The organism is Streptomyces sp. NPDC102274, assembly GCF_044766385.1.
Taxonomy (GTDB): Bacteria; Actinomycetota; Actinomycetes; order Streptomycetales; family Streptomycetaceae; genus Streptomyces.
In genome coordinates this window covers 43,505-58,707 of sequence record NZ_JBIWLW010000005.1, presented here as the reverse complement: position 1 = coordinate 58,707, position 15,203 = coordinate 43,505, and the positions used below count along the sequence as shown (strand labels likewise).

The 15,203-nt window shown below is 67.6% G+C and carries 15 protein-coding genes; 7 read left to right on the top strand and 8 right to left on the bottom strand.

All coding sequences use genetic code 11. From position 1 onward, the window contains the following. Positions 1–7: 7 nt before the first annotated feature. On the bottom strand, positions 8–1,309 hold the full coding sequence (locus tag ACIRQP_RS08795) for a hypothetical protein (RefSeq protein WP_403886331.1): 1,302 nt from the start codon (positions 1,307–1,309) through the stop codon (positions 8–10). A 343-nt stretch (positions 1,310–1,652) separates the two neighbouring features. On the opposite strand from ACIRQP_RS08795, the gene ACIRQP_RS08790 reads away from it, so the two are divergent. Beyond that, positions 1,653–2,675, top strand: coding sequence for a small ribosomal subunit Rsm22 family protein (locus ACIRQP_RS08790; protein ID WP_403885567.1), 1,023 nt, complete (start codon positions 1,653–1,655; stop codon positions 2,673–2,675). Positions 2,676–2,709: 34 nt separating this feature from the next. Here ACIRQP_RS08790 and ACIRQP_RS08785 read toward each other — a convergent pair whose 3' ends face one another. Then, positions 2,710–2,994, bottom strand: coding sequence for a DUF397 domain-containing protein (locus ACIRQP_RS08785; RefSeq protein ID WP_403885564.1), 285 nt, complete (start codon positions 2,992–2,994; stop codon positions 2,710–2,712). Next, positions 2,991–3,824: a helix-turn-helix transcriptional regulator gene (locus tag ACIRQP_RS08780; RefSeq protein ID WP_403885561.1), complete on the bottom strand. Its 834-nt coding sequence runs from the start codon at positions 3,822–3,824 to the stop codon at positions 2,991–2,993. The genes ACIRQP_RS08785 and ACIRQP_RS08780 overlap by 4 nt, the downstream gene beginning before the upstream one ends. Before the next feature lie 116 nt (positions 3,825–3,940). Between ACIRQP_RS08780 and ACIRQP_RS08775 the strand changes: the two genes are divergently transcribed. The 6 genes from ACIRQP_RS08775 (at position 3,941) to ACIRQP_RS08750 (ending at position 7,153) form a co-directional block, all read left to right on the top strand. Further along, the gene (locus ACIRQP_RS08775) at positions 3,941–4,096 is read left to right on the top strand and encodes a hypothetical protein (protein WP_403885558.1); all 156 of its coding nucleotides are present in this window, start codon (positions 3,941–3,943) and stop codon (positions 4,094–4,096) included. Then, positions 4,083–4,292: a hypothetical protein gene (locus ACIRQP_RS08770; RefSeq protein WP_403885555.1), complete on the top strand. Its 210-nt coding sequence runs from the start codon at positions 4,083–4,085 to the stop codon at positions 4,290–4,292. Before ACIRQP_RS08775 ends, ACIRQP_RS08770 begins: the two co-directional genes overlap by 14 nt. After that, positions 4,289–4,462, top strand: coding sequence for a hypothetical protein (locus ACIRQP_RS08765; protein ID WP_403885552.1), 174 nt, complete (start codon positions 4,289–4,291; stop codon positions 4,460–4,462). Before ACIRQP_RS08770 ends, ACIRQP_RS08765 begins: the two co-directional genes overlap by 4 nt. A 424-nt stretch (positions 4,463–4,886) precedes the next feature. Further along, a complete protein-coding gene (locus tag ACIRQP_RS08760) occupies positions 4,887–5,240 on the top strand; it encodes an ArsR/SmtB family transcription factor (RefSeq protein WP_403885549.1) in 354 nt (117 codons plus the stop codon). Then, positions 5,237–5,695, top strand: a complete 459-nt coding sequence (locus ACIRQP_RS08755) for an SRPBCC family protein (protein WP_403885546.1) — start codon at positions 5,237–5,239, stop codon at positions 5,693–5,695. Before ACIRQP_RS08760 ends, ACIRQP_RS08755 begins: the two co-directional genes overlap by 4 nt. A gap of 9 nt (positions 5,696–5,704) precedes the next feature. Continuing rightward, positions 5,705–7,153 carry an MFS transporter gene (locus ACIRQP_RS08750; protein ID WP_403885543.1) on the top strand — a complete coding sequence of 483 codons (1,449 nt, stop codon included), beginning with the start codon at positions 5,705–5,707 and terminating at the stop codon, positions 7,151–7,153. 596 nt (positions 7,154–7,749) lie between these two features. Here the strand turns inward: ACIRQP_RS08750 and ACIRQP_RS08745 are convergent. From ACIRQP_RS08745 to ACIRQP_RS08725, 5 genes are all read right to left on the bottom strand, one after another. Further along, positions 7,750–8,433: a hypothetical protein gene (locus ACIRQP_RS08745; RefSeq protein ID WP_403885540.1), complete on the bottom strand. Its 684-nt coding sequence runs from the start codon at positions 8,431–8,433 to the stop codon at positions 7,750–7,752. Between the two features lie 448 nt (positions 8,434–8,881). After that, entirely contained in the window at positions 8,882–9,199 is a 318-nt protein-coding gene (locus tag ACIRQP_RS08740; protein ID WP_403885537.1) for a hypothetical protein, read from the bottom strand. A gap of 20 nt (positions 9,200–9,219) precedes the next feature. Next, positions 9,220–13,890: a putative T7SS-secreted protein gene (locus tag ACIRQP_RS08735; protein WP_403886328.1), complete on the bottom strand. Its 4,671-nt coding sequence runs from the start codon at positions 13,888–13,890 to the stop codon at positions 9,220–9,222. Beyond that, complete coding sequence (locus ACIRQP_RS08730; RefSeq protein WP_403885534.1) at positions 13,890–14,537, bottom strand: hypothetical protein; 648 nt, start codon at positions 14,535–14,537, stop codon at positions 13,890–13,892. Before ACIRQP_RS08730 ends, ACIRQP_RS08735 begins: the two co-directional genes overlap by 1 nt. Continuing rightward, complete coding sequence (locus ACIRQP_RS08725; protein WP_403885531.1) at positions 14,534–15,040, bottom strand: SseB family protein; 507 nt, start codon at positions 15,038–15,040, stop codon at positions 14,534–14,536. The genes ACIRQP_RS08730 and ACIRQP_RS08725 overlap by 4 nt, the downstream gene beginning before the upstream one ends. Positions 15,041–15,203 lie beyond the last annotated feature (163 nt).

Sequence of the window (15,203 nt, the reverse complement as noted above, 5' to 3'; positions counted from 1 at the left end):
CTCGGCCTCAGTCCTGGCGCGGATAGCCGATCAGATGCGGCCGGTCCTGCGAGTCCGTCCAGCGGAAGAATCCGACTCCCCCCGACGCCTCCGCGCTGGGCAGCCGCACATTGGTCTCCAGGGCCTCGGGCGTGGCGGTCGTGAGTTCCACCTTGACCGGATTGCCGCCGCCCGCCAGCGCGTCCGCCGTGTTGCGGGCGCTCACCGCGCCGTACGCCGTGCCGTCGTCCGACACGGTGGTCAGGGTCAGCGGCTGGGTGCCGTCCGCCTCCTCGAAGCAGTACGCCTTCTTCGCGTCCAGGTCGAAGGCGAGCCTCCCGGCGATCAGGAAACGGCCGTCGGGGGAGGCGACGAGGCGCGGGTCGTCGGCCGGGGTGATCGCCGGCTTACGGCACCGCACCTGCGCCACGGCCTTGCCGGTCGCCGCGTCGTGCACCGCCCATACCTCATGCGTACGGGCGTCCTTGGCGCCCTTCTTCTTCTGCCACTTGGCGAGGATGTAGCCGCTCGCCATCGAGGCGGGCACACCCGAGGCGGCGTCGGTGTCCTTCGGTGCGCCCTGCCGGCTGAACCAGCCGCCGCGTACCCAGAACTCCTTGGCCCCGCTGACCAGCAGCCCCTTCGCGGTGACCCCGCGCACCTCGGTCAGCTTGCGGCACTCCTTGCAGCCCTTGGGGTAGCCGAGCGAGCCCGGCGGCACCTTGACGACCTCGGCGGTCGCCGGATCGATCACCGCGCTGGTGGCCTTGCCGTCGCTGATGAGAATGGCGGGTCCCGCGGCGCTCACCTTCGGCGCGTCCGCCCAGGGGGTCTCGACCCGCTGGCGGGAGCCGTCGTTCGCGTTGTAGATGTCGAGGGAGATGATGGAGTCGGCGGGGCGCAGCTCGTCCGCGTTGATCTTCCCGTACGACCAGGTGACGAAGTACTCCTGGTCGTCCTTGGTGACGGACAGCAACCGGGGGAACCGGTCGGGGGAGAACAGCGGCCGCCAGGGCTCCCCGTCCCAGCCGCGCTCGCCGGTCTCGGGGTCGAGTGTCCGCAGCCGGAACCGGTCCGCCCCGGCCCGCTCCAGATAGGCGACCCGGTTCGCGTCCTGGGCGATGGCGAAGTCGGGGGAGCCATCGACTATCTGCCAGCCGTGCGCGGCGTCGTATCCGTCCGGCACGCTGAGCCGCGGTGCCCGGTCCGCGACGTTCGCCAAGGGCTTCTTGGGCGCGCTGTCGTCCTTCGTCCTGGCAGGTTTGTTTCCGCCGCAGGTGGCGAGCAGGAGCAGAAGCGCCAGCACGATCACCCCGACGACCAGGGTCAGGCGTACGACCCGCTGCCGTACGGTTCCCTCACCGCGTCCACGCGAGAAACCGCTCCCACGGGAGAAGCGGTTTACGCGGGAGAAGCGGCCTCCGCCGGGTACGCCGACCCGTCGGGGCCCACGCACGAACCTAAGTTTCATGTTCCCCTGCTGTCTCACGGCTGTCTCACGAGCCGACTCGATTTTCCCCCGTGAGAGCGGCTGCCGGACAAGGAGCGCCAGCGTAGCAACTGCGCCTGTGACCGCCGCAGTTTGCGTCACCGTTATGGGCGCCCGCTTCGGCGTTATGACCGCCCGCTTCGGCGGGCACGCCCGGGATGGGGCCGCATGTCAGAATTCAACGGTGAACCCCGCCGAGTCCGAGCCCGCAACCGGGACCGCCGCCCCCTCCACCGCCGAAGCGCTGCGCGCCGCGCTCGCCGGAGTGCTCGACGGGCTGCCGCCCAAGCAGGCCGCACAGGCCGTCGAACGGCTGATCACCAACTACCGGGGCACCACTCCGACCGACGCGCCCGTACTCCGTGACCGCTCCGACGTCGCCGCGTACGCCGCGTACCGGATGCCGGCCACCTTCGAGGCCGTACGGGCCGCGCTGGAGGCCCTCGCCGACGCCGCGCCCGGCTGGGCGCCCGGCAGCCATGTCGATGTGGGCGGCGGTACGGGAGCGGCGGTCTGGGCGGCGGACGCGACATGGCAGGAGCCCCGAACCACCTCGGTCCTGGACTGGGCGGAACCCGCACTCGCCCTGGGCCGTGAGCTGGCCTCCCTGGGAGCGTCCGCGCTGCGTGCGGCGGACTGGCGGGCGACCAGGATCGACGCGGCGCTGAAGCTGCCGGAGAGCGACCTCGTGACGGTCTCGTACGTACTGAAGGAACTCACCGACCGCGACCGCACCGCACTCGTCGCCGAGGCCGCGCGGGCCGGGCACGCCGTGGTGATCGTGGAACCCGGTACGCCCGACGGCTATCTGCGGATCATCGAGGCCCGCGACCAACTCGTCGCGGCGGGCTACCGTATCGCCGCCCCCTGCCCGCACGACGGCGCCTGCCCGATCGAACGGGGCACGGACTGGTGCCACTTCGCGGCCCGGGTCAGCCGCTCCTCGCTGCACCGCCAGGTCAAGGGCGGCTCGCTGCCGTACGAGGACGAGAAGTTCAGCTATGTCGCGGCGGTACGGTTCGACGCGCACCCGGCGGGAGCCCGGGTGACGCGAAAGCCGCAGATCCGTAAGGGCCAGGTGCTTCTGGACCTGTGCACGAGGGACGACGGACTGCGCCGCGAGACGGTCACCAAGCGGCACGGCGCGCTGTACCGGGCGGCGAGGGGTGTGGCCTGGGGCGACACCTGGCCGCCGCACGAAGGCTAGGGCCGCGACGGGGCAAACGTTGCCGGGAGGGGCACTAGTTGGCGGCGAAGGCGACGAAGTCACTCCATGCGGTGGGGGAGACCAGGAGGACGGGGCCGGTGGGGGTCTTGCTGTCGCGTACGGGGACGATGCCGGTGGGGGCGAGGTTGCGGGCGAACTCGACGCAATTGCCTCCCTGTTGGTCGCTGTAGCCGGATTTCTCCCACTGTGCGCCGGAGACCGGGAGGAAGGACCGGCTAAACTCGACGCACTCGCCTTCCTGGCCGCTGCTGTAGCTGGATTTCTCCCACCGTGCGCCGGAGAGATCGAATGTGCTCATCGGGTCCACTCCTCCTTCAGTTTGCGCAACATGTCGACCGACGTTTCCGGGGAGAGGGCGTCGGCCCGTAGCCGATCGTAGAGCACGCTCGCATCTGTGACGGTCTTCCGGGAGTCGGTCACATGGCCCGCACCCAGCGTTTCTTGGTAGAGCATGTCGGGCTCATCGCCGGGGAACTTCAACAGCGTAAAACCCAAATGCCAGGACATGGCCCCTGAACTGAACGGGAGCACCTGGACAGTGAAGCGAGGGGATTCCGCTTCCTCGACCAGGTGTGCCATCTGCTCAGCCATCACCGCCGGACTGCCGACCATGCGCCGTAGGCAGGACTCGTCCAGAACGACCCAGACCAGCGGGGGATTCTCGCGATCCAGTACCTGACGACGCTTCAGCCGTCGTCCGACCCTGGCAGCGGTATCTTCCGGAGCATCGGTCGGATTCGCCTTCCGGAAGACTGCCTCAGCGTACGCTTCGGTCTGCAACAGACCCGCGACCAGCCCGTTGCTGAAGTTCAGGGTCGCGGACGCCTGCCGTTCGAGCAAGACGTACGGCTCGAACCAGTCCGGGTAGCCACCCTTCTCGGCACACCGATCCCGTAGCCGCGCGAACGTCCGTGGCGTGCCGAAGACTTGATCGCAGCCCGCGGCGAACTCCGGGCTCGCCATCCGGTCCCCGGCCTCCACCTTCGCCACGTACTGCTGCGCGTACCGCGCCGGTGCGCCCACCTCCCGCTGGCTCAGTCCTCTGGCCAGCCGCCACTCCCGTACCTCGTTGCCGAAGTAGGCAGCTCCGCTGACCGGTCCCACCGGCCCTTTCAGTTCGTCCGCCATACCTCTTCCTCCTTCACCCCAGGCCCGTTGACGTGCGTTCAACCCTGTTCGGCGAAGGCACGCATGCCGAATCTTGAACACACACAGTAATGCCACGACGACGGAGGGGCGCACCAATGGCGGAGAGGGAAGCACCGGCCTCGGCCACCGAGGACTACGAGGTGGTCGTGCTGATCCCCGGTTGGGTGCCAGGGGAATTCGCCGAGCCGACACCGGAGTTGGCGCGGCGCGTGGAGCGCGGGCTGCGGAGGCTGGCCGATGAAGCGAAGTGAGGCGCGCAGGCGTCTGTCGCTGATGATCGCCGCGTACGGTGTGGACGGTTCGCTCGTCGTACCGAATTCCGTGTACGACCCCGGCGCCGAGGGCGCGGACCTCGCTCCCGGGGACGCGCTCACGTGGCCGCCGTGCGTCTGCGGTCACCCGTTGTGCCCCGACTCGGCCCCCCGCCCCGGCGAGGACGAGCGATGACCGTGTCGTTACCGGCACTTGAGCCGGTGCCCGCGACCGGGTGCGACGTGTGCGCGGCGCTCTGCCGCCAGCGCGAGGAGGCGCGAGCCGTGGGCAATGGCCGCATGGTGCGCGACTGGAACGACGAACTCCGCAATCACCCGCACCGCCGCGCGGGGGACTGGAAGTGAGCCCACTCGCGCGACCACGCCCGGTGTCGCGACCGGGACCGGGCGAACTCCGCGTCGGCATGGCGGTGTTCGACCGTCATTACGACATGCCAGCGGAGATCGGCGGCTTTGCCGGCCCGATGGTCCTCCTGACACGCCCCACCGGCCTCCAGTGGCACGTACACCGGACCTCGGTCCGCCCGGCCACGGAGTACGAGCAACGCCAACTACTGGCCCTCGCAGCCCTCCACCGAACACGCCTGAAGGGCCGCTGACCTCTGCTTAGAGGTTACGGACAGCCCGGTCGGTCACGGTCGCCGAGCGGTTCGAGGATGGTGCGCTCGTGGTCGAGGCGTAAGGGGGCGACGCGCCTCCGCGGAGGGTCAACTGTCAATGGTTAATAAAGTACTTGACTATTCGGGACTTGCCGCACACAGTTAGGTACATGCTTAACGATTCAGCGCTGTTGGACCGGGTCTTCCAGGCGTTGGCGGACGCGACTCGCCGGGACATGGTTGAGCGGCTGATCCGCGGGCCGGCCTCGGTCAGTGAGCTGGCCCGGCCGCTTGCCATGTCGTTGCCGGCGGTGATGCAGCACCTGCAGGTGCTTGAGGCGTGCGGGCTGGTCCGGTCCGGGAAGGTCGGAAGGGTCCGCACCTGCCACATCGAGCCGGGCGTGCTACGGATGGCCGAGGACTGGATTGCCACCCAGCGCACGTCCTGGGAACACCGCCTCGACCGGCTCGGCGACTACCTGACCGATTATCCCGATGTCCCGGATCAAGGGAGCACGTCATGACCGAACGTCTTGTCACGCATGCCACGCTCAGCCTCGAACGCCTCTACGCGGCCTCACCGGCCCGGGTGTTCGCCGCGTGGGCCGACCCGGAGGCGAAGGCCCGCTGGTTCGCCGGTCCCGACGCCGAGCACGAGCTTGATTTCCAGGTCGGCGGCCGGGAGGTCAATCGCGGCCGCAACAAGGGTGGCCAGGTTCTGACGTTCGAGTCCTGGTACCGGGACGTCGTCCGGGACGAGCGGATCGTCTACACCTCCACTCTCTGCGCGGGGAAGGACCTGGCAACGGTCTCGCTCACGACGGTGGAGTTCCACCCCGCAGACAGTGGAACCCGGCTGCTGCTCACCGAGCAGGGCACCTTCCTCGATGGCCGTGAAGATCCGAGCTGGCGAGAGCAGGGCACCAGCGAGTGGCTTGACGCGCTGGCCGCCGAGCTGCGCACAAGCGGGCGGGAGTAGCAAGACCCGATGACCGTGAGCGATCATTCGCAACCCCGCCGTTGGCGGGTGCTGACGCTGCTGGGTGCGGCGTTCTTCATGACCATTGTGGACGGTACGAGCCTGCTCACTGCCCTGCCCGCGATCGAACACGACCTTCGGCTGCACGGCCCCGCCATCCAGTGGACCGTGACGGCCTACGCGCTGGCCTTCAGTGGACTGCTGCTGTTATGCGGCCGCGCCGCCGATCTGCTGGGCCGTCGGCGGGTGTTCCTGGCCGGGATGGTGCTGCGGGTGCTGGCCTCGCTGGGGTGCGGGCTCGCGTCGTCCCCCGAGGTCTTGGTGGCCACCCGTGCGCTTCAAGGCGTCTCGGCGGCGATCATCGCTCCGGCCGCGCTGTCGATGGTGATAAACACCTTCCCTGAAGGCGTCGAGCGGAACAAAGCGCTCGGTATCTGGGGCGGGCTCGGGGGGGTCGGTGCCACCGCCGGTCTGCTGCTCGGCGGCATCATCACCAACACCTTCGGATGGCAGTGGGTGTTCTGGGTCAACGTCCCGGTCGGGACCGTCGTGCTGCTGCTCGCCCCGGCCATGCTGCGCGAAAGCCGGGACCGGGAACGCTCCCGCTCCTTCGATATCGCCGGTGCGCTGACCATCGCCCCGGCACTCGTCCTTCTCGTATACGTGGTCACCCGGGTGCCGACAGCCGGGTGGGCCAGCGCGCAGACCAGCGGGCTGCTGGCCGCCGTCGTCGTTCTGGTCTGGCTGTTCGTCCTGATCGAGAAGCGATCGGTCGCCCCGCTCGTACTCTTTCGGGTGCTGCGCTCGCGCATGTTGATCGGCGGCAACCTCCTCCTGCTCATTGCCGGCATGGCCGTCGACGGCATGCTCATCACCCTCACCTCCTTCGTGCAGGAGGTGCTCGGCTGGTCAGCGGCGCGGTTCGGGCTGACGGCGGTGGTGATGACCATGGCCGCGGTCGCAGGCGCCTTGCTGAGTCAACGGGTCGTGACCACGCTCGGGCTGGCGCGCGTAGCCGCCGCCGGGACCGTCCTGCTCGGCTGTGGCTGCCTTCTGCTCACCCGCGTACCGGCGGGCGGCTCGATGTGGCTCCTGCCGACCGCCCTGTTCGTCTTCGGGGCGGGGATGGGTGCCGCCACAGTCTGCGCACAGATCGCCGCACTAACCGGCGTCACCGACAATGACTCAGGCCTGACCGCCGGCCTCGCCGACACCTCATTCGCCGTCGGCACCGCCCTCGGCGCCGCCATCTGCGCCAGCGTCGCCTCCGCCCGCACGTTTGCGGCCGCCAGACCGCCATCGCTCGCTCTCACCGCCGGGCAGCAGGCCGCATTCGAAGCAGCTGGCGTTTTCGCCGCTCTCGGATTGATCATCGCGTTGACGTTGTTCGGCAAGCGATCCGGCCGAGCTCACCCCGACCTGGCAGACGCCGCTGCGAGGTCATCCAACCTTGAGTGACATGCCGGTCAGTCGCCTGGGAACTGGGCCGTTTCTCCGTCGTCCGCCGACTCGTTGGGCTGAACGAGTTGACGGGCAACACGAGTTGAGAGACGCATCCGACCGTGGGGCGGGATCTGGGTCTGGACGAAGTGGTCGACCACTTCACCTTGAACGGCGACGGGACCACGTGGCTGCGGAACAAGACCGGCGCCACCAGGCTGGGTTTCGCGTCCTGCTGAAGTTCCTGACCTGGCGCGGCCAGTTCCCCAAGATGCGCCTGGAACTGCCGCGCGACGCGGTCGAGCACGTCGTCAAGCAGGTCGGCGTGGCCGCCTCGGAGGGGGGCTTCCCCCGAAGCGTGGGCAGAGAAGCGCTGGTCGATTGCTGCTGTCGGTCCCCATCCGACGGTGGCAGTGGGTGTGGATGAGGCGTGGGGCGGCAGGTTTGTCCGGCGCGCCGTCTCCCGTATCTGCGATGATCGCGTGTTTGCGGATCGCGGTGCGGGTGACCTTGACCCAAGCGACATTGGCGTTGGGGGGTGTCACCGAGTCGTGGCCCCACGGCCGGTTATTCGAGTCCTGGGGAATGCTCCATGACGTGCCGGACCGCGTGCTTCAACTCGTCGTCCGACAAGTCTCCGGATCTTTGAGGTCCGGGTCGATGGAATAATCCTTCAGCAAGCAGAAGACGCCATCGAGGGCCTTGGTAAGCGGGTCGCGGAGTCTTTCGCCGTTGTCCTGGGAGAGGCGGCGCGCTGCCAGCCAGCCCCGGGCGAAGTCCGGTCCGGCACACTCTCCCGCCACGAAGGTGTGCATCAGGCCCAGTTGTTGTGCGGCACCGGTTTCCGGGCGGATGTCCCGGGCTCGTGACCAGGCGATGTACCGAGGAGGGAGCGACTGTGCGACAGACCGCAGTATGGGCAGGCGTCCCTCTACGGCTCGCGCGTAGCCCGCGAAGCAGACGCGGCCTTCGTCGACTCTTTCCGGGGCGGCTCCCCGTAGGAACTGCGGCGTCCCTGCCACCAGCGCGTATCCGGGCTCGGGGAACAAAACCGTTCCCCGTAGGTCTCCTGCGGCCAGCAGGACAGGGGGCGCAAGGCCGATCATCTCGGATTCGATCGCGCCCAGAGGGGCCAGGCGTCGGGTGCGGATAGGCGGGTCCGCGGACGGCTCCGCGCCGATGACCCGTACGCCGTCCGTTCCACCCGTTCGGCAGCCCTCGGTGATGCGTCGGACGAGGGCATGGTCGACGTGAGTGCCAACGGGCACGGGCACGACGGACTTGGGGCCGTCGGACAACCACCGCTCGCTGAAATCGCTATGACCGGAGAGAATCTCTGGGTTCTTTGGCGTCGCTTTCGTCGCCCCGTTTCCTTATGTGAAATCTGAAGTGATCCGGAATTCCGCGTATGCCATTGACGATCCAGCTCCCCCATCGCCTGCACTGCAACGGTCGGCTCGACGTTGATTCCTGTTACAGCTTGGATGGCGGCGAGTACTGATGGGGCCGTTGCGGGGACCGCGTTGTCAGGGGCGGTCAGGCCGCACGCTTCAAGCGTTTCCGGCCAACGCAAAATATTGCCGCCATTTTCCGCCATCGGATCCTGAGATGTGAGATAGCAGAGCCCCTCATGCCCCAACTTCAAGATGCTGGGGACTCGGGCGTCTCTGCGGCGCCTGTCCTGTCCTTCGATTCCCCGCACCGGCGACGCGTGCACCCGGACGCGTGGCCCTCCTGATGAGCCGTTCATTCAAGCAGGTCGCCAATGTATTCCCGCAATGCTTCGGGAATTGATTCGAGTCTGATCTCATTGAGGTGTGCAAGTTCCCCGGCGTCCGTGAATCCGCCGGATCCGAGCCCCAGAAGGGCATTGAGCTGTGATTCGAGGGCTGTGTGGTCGTGCTCGCATGCGGCGGTGGCGGAAAGGATTGTTGCCAGCATTCTCCCATCGACCTGTGAGTAGCTGCTGATCTGGTCTGTCGCCTCATCCGCCCCGAGCTCTCGTTGTCTGGCATCGAGGGAGGTTATTTTTTGAACACTTTCGAGCAGGTGACGGGCATGCATGGTCTCGTGGGTTCCTTGGGCTAGTAGGGGAGAGGATACCGGTTTGGCCATGGGATGTGCGTGTCGTTTGCGCCACTTGGGTTGTAATGAGGGCTGTTGGGATTGTGTGACTGTCGATGGTAGAGATTCCCTGAGATGTCTTGATACCTTCCGCCGATTGATATTCTGTAAACATCGCCGTTAGCCGCATTCGATCCCGCCGGAGCTTTCCCATCGGCATCGTGGACGCGCATGCGGACAACATTTCCTGTTTCAGGGTCAGTCCATTTATATTCCACTCCCTTCTGGGCTCCTCCATTCGGATCTGGCGTGAGATGACGGACTGTTGCATCAGATGGAACCACGTCCAGTGGATTACTTTGTCGCAAGTCCCATCCGCCACCTTCGACGCGTGGCGGGCATGGGGTGAGTCCGAGAGGGTCGGACCAGGTATGGGGGTTGTGGACGTACGTTGCCGGGTTGGGGGCTGGTTCGAGGCCTAGGGGGTCTTGGGTGAGGTAGCGCGCTGTCTCGGGGTCGTAGTGGCGGAAGTAGTTGTAGTGGAGGCCGGTCTCCGGGTCGAAGTACTGGCCGGGGAAGCGGAGTGGCGTGTAGGCCGTGCTGTTCGCTGCCCAGGTGGTGGTTCCCCAGAGGGTGGTGCGGGTGTGCCAGGCAAGGGAGCCGGTCTCGTCTATGAGTTCTGTGGGAGTGCCGACCAGGTCGGTGGCTATGGCGAAGAAGCGTTCGTCGATCTCTTCCTGAGGGGCGTCGGCCGGGGTGATGCGTTCGCTCTGGGCGAGGGGGTACAGGCCGTTGTGGTGCCAGGTGAGAGTGACCGAGTTCGGTAGTTTCTCGGATCGCGTGGTCTGTTCGCAGAGGGTGGCGCCGTCCCAGGTGAAGTCCACCTGTTCCTCGACGGTAGCGCCGTCGGCGGCGAGTCGCTGTTTGGCGGTGCGACGGCCGAGTGGGTCGTAGAGATAGCGCCAGAGTGTGCTGTCGGGGGTGGTGACGGAGGTGAGACGGTCCTCGGCGTCCCAGGTGTAGCGCCAGGTGTCCGGCTTGCGGGAGAGACGGATCTTTTGGCGGAGGGTGATGCGGCCCTGGGCGTCGTGTTCGTAGCGCATGTCGCCCGCCCGAGTGATGCGGGTGCCGGTGTATGTGCGCTGTCCGCGGGCCTCACGGCTGGGGTGCCGGTCCGGCCACGAGGCGATGGTTTGGTTGCCGGCTTCGTCATAGGCGTAGGTCTCGGTCCAGTTTGTCGCGTGGACGGCGGTGACCCGTCCTGCCGGGTCGAGGTCGAAGCGGCGACCGCCGGAGAGTTGGTCATCGATGCCGGTGAGGTTGCCGTCGGCTCGGTAGGTGTAGGCACGGTGCTGGAGAAGGCCCGTGTCACGGCTGCGTACCGCTTGGGAGGTGAGCTGCCCGGCCTTGTCCCAGGCATGGGTGAGGGTGAGGGTGGCACCCAGGTGGCGTGCCAGCTCCTGGCCCGCCGCATCATGTTCGAAGGTGAGGGTGCGGCCCGAGGTCGTGAGGGCGGAGCGCCGCCCCGCCGCGTCGTACATCCAGGTACTGGTGGCGCCGATAGGGGTGGTGCGACCGATACGGCGGCCCAGGATGTCGTAGGCGTACGACATGGTGCGGCCGGCGACCGTCTCGGATTTGAGGCGTCCGTAACGGTCACGGAGCAGCGTGAGCGTGTCGTCGGGGCCGGTGGCCTGGGCGAGAGCGTCGGTGTAGTCGTATGCGTAGGTGGTGATCGTGCCGTCGGCGTCCTTGGCCGTGATCCGGCCCAGTACGTCGCGCTGATAGGTGATCGACTGGCCGAGGCCGTTCGTACGGGTCAGCAGCGCACCTGTGGCGTCATGGGTGTAGGTGAGGGTCCGTCCGTCGAAGTCCGTCTCCGATATGAGGCGGCCCGCCGGGTCGTAGTCGTAGTCCCAGGTCAGGCCCTGGGGGTTGGTGACCCGGGTGAGGCGGAGATTCGTGTCGTGCTCGAACTCGTAGCGGGCGCCGTCCGGGCCGGTACGAGCCGTCATGAGGTCGAAGTCCGCGTATTCGAAACGGGATTCGGCGTCCATGGCGTCGGAGTTGCTGGTGCAGTTGCCCTCGCCGTCGTACGTCCATGATTGTGCCGCGCCGTCCGCCCCGATACGGCGGGCGAGCCTTCCCTCGGGCGTCCATTCCAGACGTGTTGTCGCCCCGAGTGGGTCGGTCACGGCGACAGTACGACCGAAGGCGTCGCGCCCGTAGCGGGTGACCGCTCCGAGCGGGTCGATGACCTCGGCAACGAGTCCGGCCCGGTCGCACCTTACGTGGGTGGTGTTGCCGAGCGCGTCCGTCACCGAGGTGAGGTGGCCCGCCTCGTCATAGGTGTAGTGCGTGGTGGCGCCGGACGGGGCGGTGGCCGAGATGCGGTTGCCATGTTCGTCGTAGCTCTGGCGGCGGATGGTGCCGTCCGTGGCGCGGAAGGTCGTCGGCAGGTTGAGAGCGTTGTACGTCACTGATGCCGTCCGGCCGTCCGGCCGGGTGAACGAGACCAGGTTGCCATGCTCGTCGTACTGGGACGTACTCATCCCGCCGAGCGCATCGGACCGCGACAGCAGGCGGTTGAAGCGGTCGTGTTCGAAGCGGGTGACCGCGCCCAGCGCGTCGATCTCGGTGACGACCTGGGCCCGGTCGTTGATCACGAATCGCTTGGTGTGGCCCAGGCCGTCGGTGATGGACGTCATGCGCAGGCCGGTGTCGGGGTCGGTGTCGTCCCATGTGAAGCGGGATTCGACGTGTCCGTTCGTGCCCGACTGGTAGACGCATCGGTCGAGGTCGTCGTAGACGTAGTCGTAGTGGCTGCCGTTGGTATCGGTCCACGACGTGATGCGGCCCTGCTCGTCGCAGCCGAGATGAAGGGGCCGGCCGGAGGAGTTGGTGACCTCGGTGAGATGGCCGTCTGTGTAGCCGTAGCGGAGGATTTCCTGGTCGGTGCCGTCCGGTGCCGCGCCCGTCAGGTGCAGGGCGGTGACCCTCCCTTCGCTCGTGGTGAGCTTCAGGTGGTAACCGCCGTGATGCACGATCGAGGTCGGAGAGCCGGCCTCGTCGTACTCGAAGCTGATCCAACGGCCGTTGCGGTCGTCGGTCTGGGCCAGGAGAGCCAACTCGTCACTGTGGTCGGCGAAATGAAACACCCGCCCGGTGTCGGGGTCGGAGATGGTGTAGCCGCCGACCACCCGGTCCAGAGGCCAGCGCCGACCATGCGTGGGCAGGACGGGGACACCGGGCGCGGGATGCGGATACGCCAGCAGGCTGCCCTCGTCGCAGCTGAACACCACGCCTTCCGAGTCGATCTCCAGCCGCTGGTCGACCGTGCTCGACCAGGTCGGGCCGAACCAACGGCCCGCTCGACGCGAGGAGTCGAAGGTGCGCTGGAACACCAGGGGCAATGAGCCCGGCAGCGCTATGTCCGTCTGCGGCAGGAGCATGCGCCCGGTCGCGACATCGACCGGGTCTCCGGCGCACTTCGTCTCGTCGCACTTCTTGCCGCCGCTGTCGGGGTCCTTGTCGTGCCCGTGACGGTTCCCGCCCTTCGGGCTGTCGGCAAGGTCTTTCATCCCGGCACGCAGACCGCTCCTCAGGACGCCCGTGCCCTTGGTGCCGATCAGTTCCGGGACGAGGCGGCCGAGGAATTCGGACGGGTCGCCCTTCGCGGACTCCCAGGCGTTCTTCAGCGCGCGGTCGGGGTTGGCGACGGTGGAGGCGAGGCCGGCGAGCGTCATGTTGACGCCCTTGTAGTACTCGGCGGGGTGGGCCAGGTTGTACGGATCTATGGGGTTCACCGAGCGGACGAAGTTGACCAGGCCCGCGGTGCCCTTGACGATACCGCCGCCGAAGTGGGCCAGCTCGACGCCCTGGCCCAGGCCCCAGTCCATGAGCTCCAGCTTGGCCCGCTCGCGACCGGTGGGTTCCTTCGGGGCATGCGCCATCGCCGCGGTGACCGCCCCCTTCGCGGTCTCGGCGGCCTCGTTGCGGGCACGCCGGGCGTCGTTGAGGATTTCGTGCGCACGCTGACGCTTGGCCGCGCCCGGGTCGGTGAATTTTCCGGGATGGGGAAGAGGGGCGTCGCCGTCGCGGGCGGCGTTGTATGCGTCGACCTTCTTGTTGAACGCGTCGGCGGCCGTCTTGGAGGTCTCGTTGCCCTCCTTGTACAGGGCGATCGCCTCGCGGGCCTTGCTCTGTGCGCTGGTGACCGACGTGGAGTACGTCTCCAGTGCCTTGGCCGCGTCCTCGAAGGCGTCGGCGGCGCGCAGCCAGTCCGTGGGCAGTGTCTGGAACTTCTCCCGGAACGCGTCGGCCCCCTCGCCCTTCCAGTGACCGGAGTCGAGCTTCTTCATCCCGCCGCCGACGAGATCGAACGCCTTCTGGAAATCCCGCAGGTTCTTCACCGTCGCGGCGATCTTCTCCGGCTTGCCGTGGATCAGCTCGTCGGCTTCCTCGCTCTGGCCGAGCTGCTGCTCACCGACCTCCGCGCCGAGCGAGGAGGCGGTTTCGTCGCCCCAGTCCGTGACGGAGTCGGCCCAGTCGTGGGCGCCGACCTTGTCCAGGCCGTCACCGACCCGGTCCGTGGCCCAGTCGACCCCCTCGCCGACGACCTCTTTGCCCTTGTCGATCCCCTTGCCGACACCGTCGATGACATTGTCGGCCAGCCCGCCCCAGTCCACCATCAGCGGCTCTCCCCCCACCGCGGCTCCTCAGCCTGCGCGACCGCCTCCTTGGAAGGGTCAAGGTCCTCCTTGAGCTGCTCGTCCAAGACGTCACGCATCTGCGGGTCCATCGTCCCCGAGCGTTCCAACGAGTCGAGCATCGCGTCCTCCACGTCGTACGCCGTGTCCTTCCACGTCTGCTTGACTTCCGCGTGCGCCTCGGAGAAGGACTCGGCACTCCAGTCGGGATTGTCGTACGCGCTCTGCGTGCTGATCTCGTCCCAGCTGACGTTCTTGACCTCGTCCTCGCTCAGATGCGGGTTACCGTTCAGCGAGTTCACACCGATCTTGATCGAGTCCTTGACGTACTGCTCCTGCTCGGCGAACGAACCGGCCGACAATCCCACGCCCTGTGCGAAATCGTTCCCGCGCAGCGTCAGGGCCCGAACCCCCCACTCCCAGCGATCGCAGAACGTCTGGAACTCGGACGTCAGCCCGCCGTGACCCAACTCCAGCCCGGACAGCGACAGGTCCGAGAACCCCCGCCCGGCCGATGCCTCGCCGATCATCCCGAGCTCCTTCAACTCGGCATGCGCCAGGTTGATGCCCTTCGCGATGTCGGCAAGCGCCGACGCCGAAGCCTGCAGATCAGCACCGTCACCGGTCACTGCGTCCCCCCGAGATCAACGGCCGCCGAGTCCGGCACGATGCCCTTGACCGGCGGGAACAGCATGCCCTCCGCACTGCCCGCGTCCAGCGCCACACCCGCCGGACCCGGCAGCATCGGGACCATCACATCCAGCAGCCGCGCACCGAGGATCGTGCGGTACGTCCACTCCCGCCCCGCGTCACCCTGCGCCCGCGCGAACCGGGCCAGCGCCTCCTCGTCCGAGAACGCACAGATCCACCGCACACCATCCTGCTCAGCGGTCCACAGACTTCCGTACGCGTCGAACGGCACCAACACCGCCGTACGCCGGAATTCACCCAGCAACATCGCGAACCGACGCCTCGCGATGGCCAGTTCATCCAGCGGTGCCAAGGCCGGGGCGGGCGCCGCTCCGGGTGCTTCCTGAGGCGCGGCCGGGCGCTCCGCCTCGGGCCAGTCGACCAACTCGGTCAGTCTCGACGGGCGGTCGGGCCCCGATGTCTCATCCCCGTTTCCACGCACATTCGAGAGGCTGTCATGGGTGCGTTCCCGCGAGCAAGGCAGCCACGGTCACCGGCAGTTGTGGACCATGGCCGGGTAACGCGCTCACGTACGCCGTCCGGGTGTGTCCTAATGCCCGGCCCCGATCCGACCAGGACATCCACCTCAAGGACATTGCACGCCG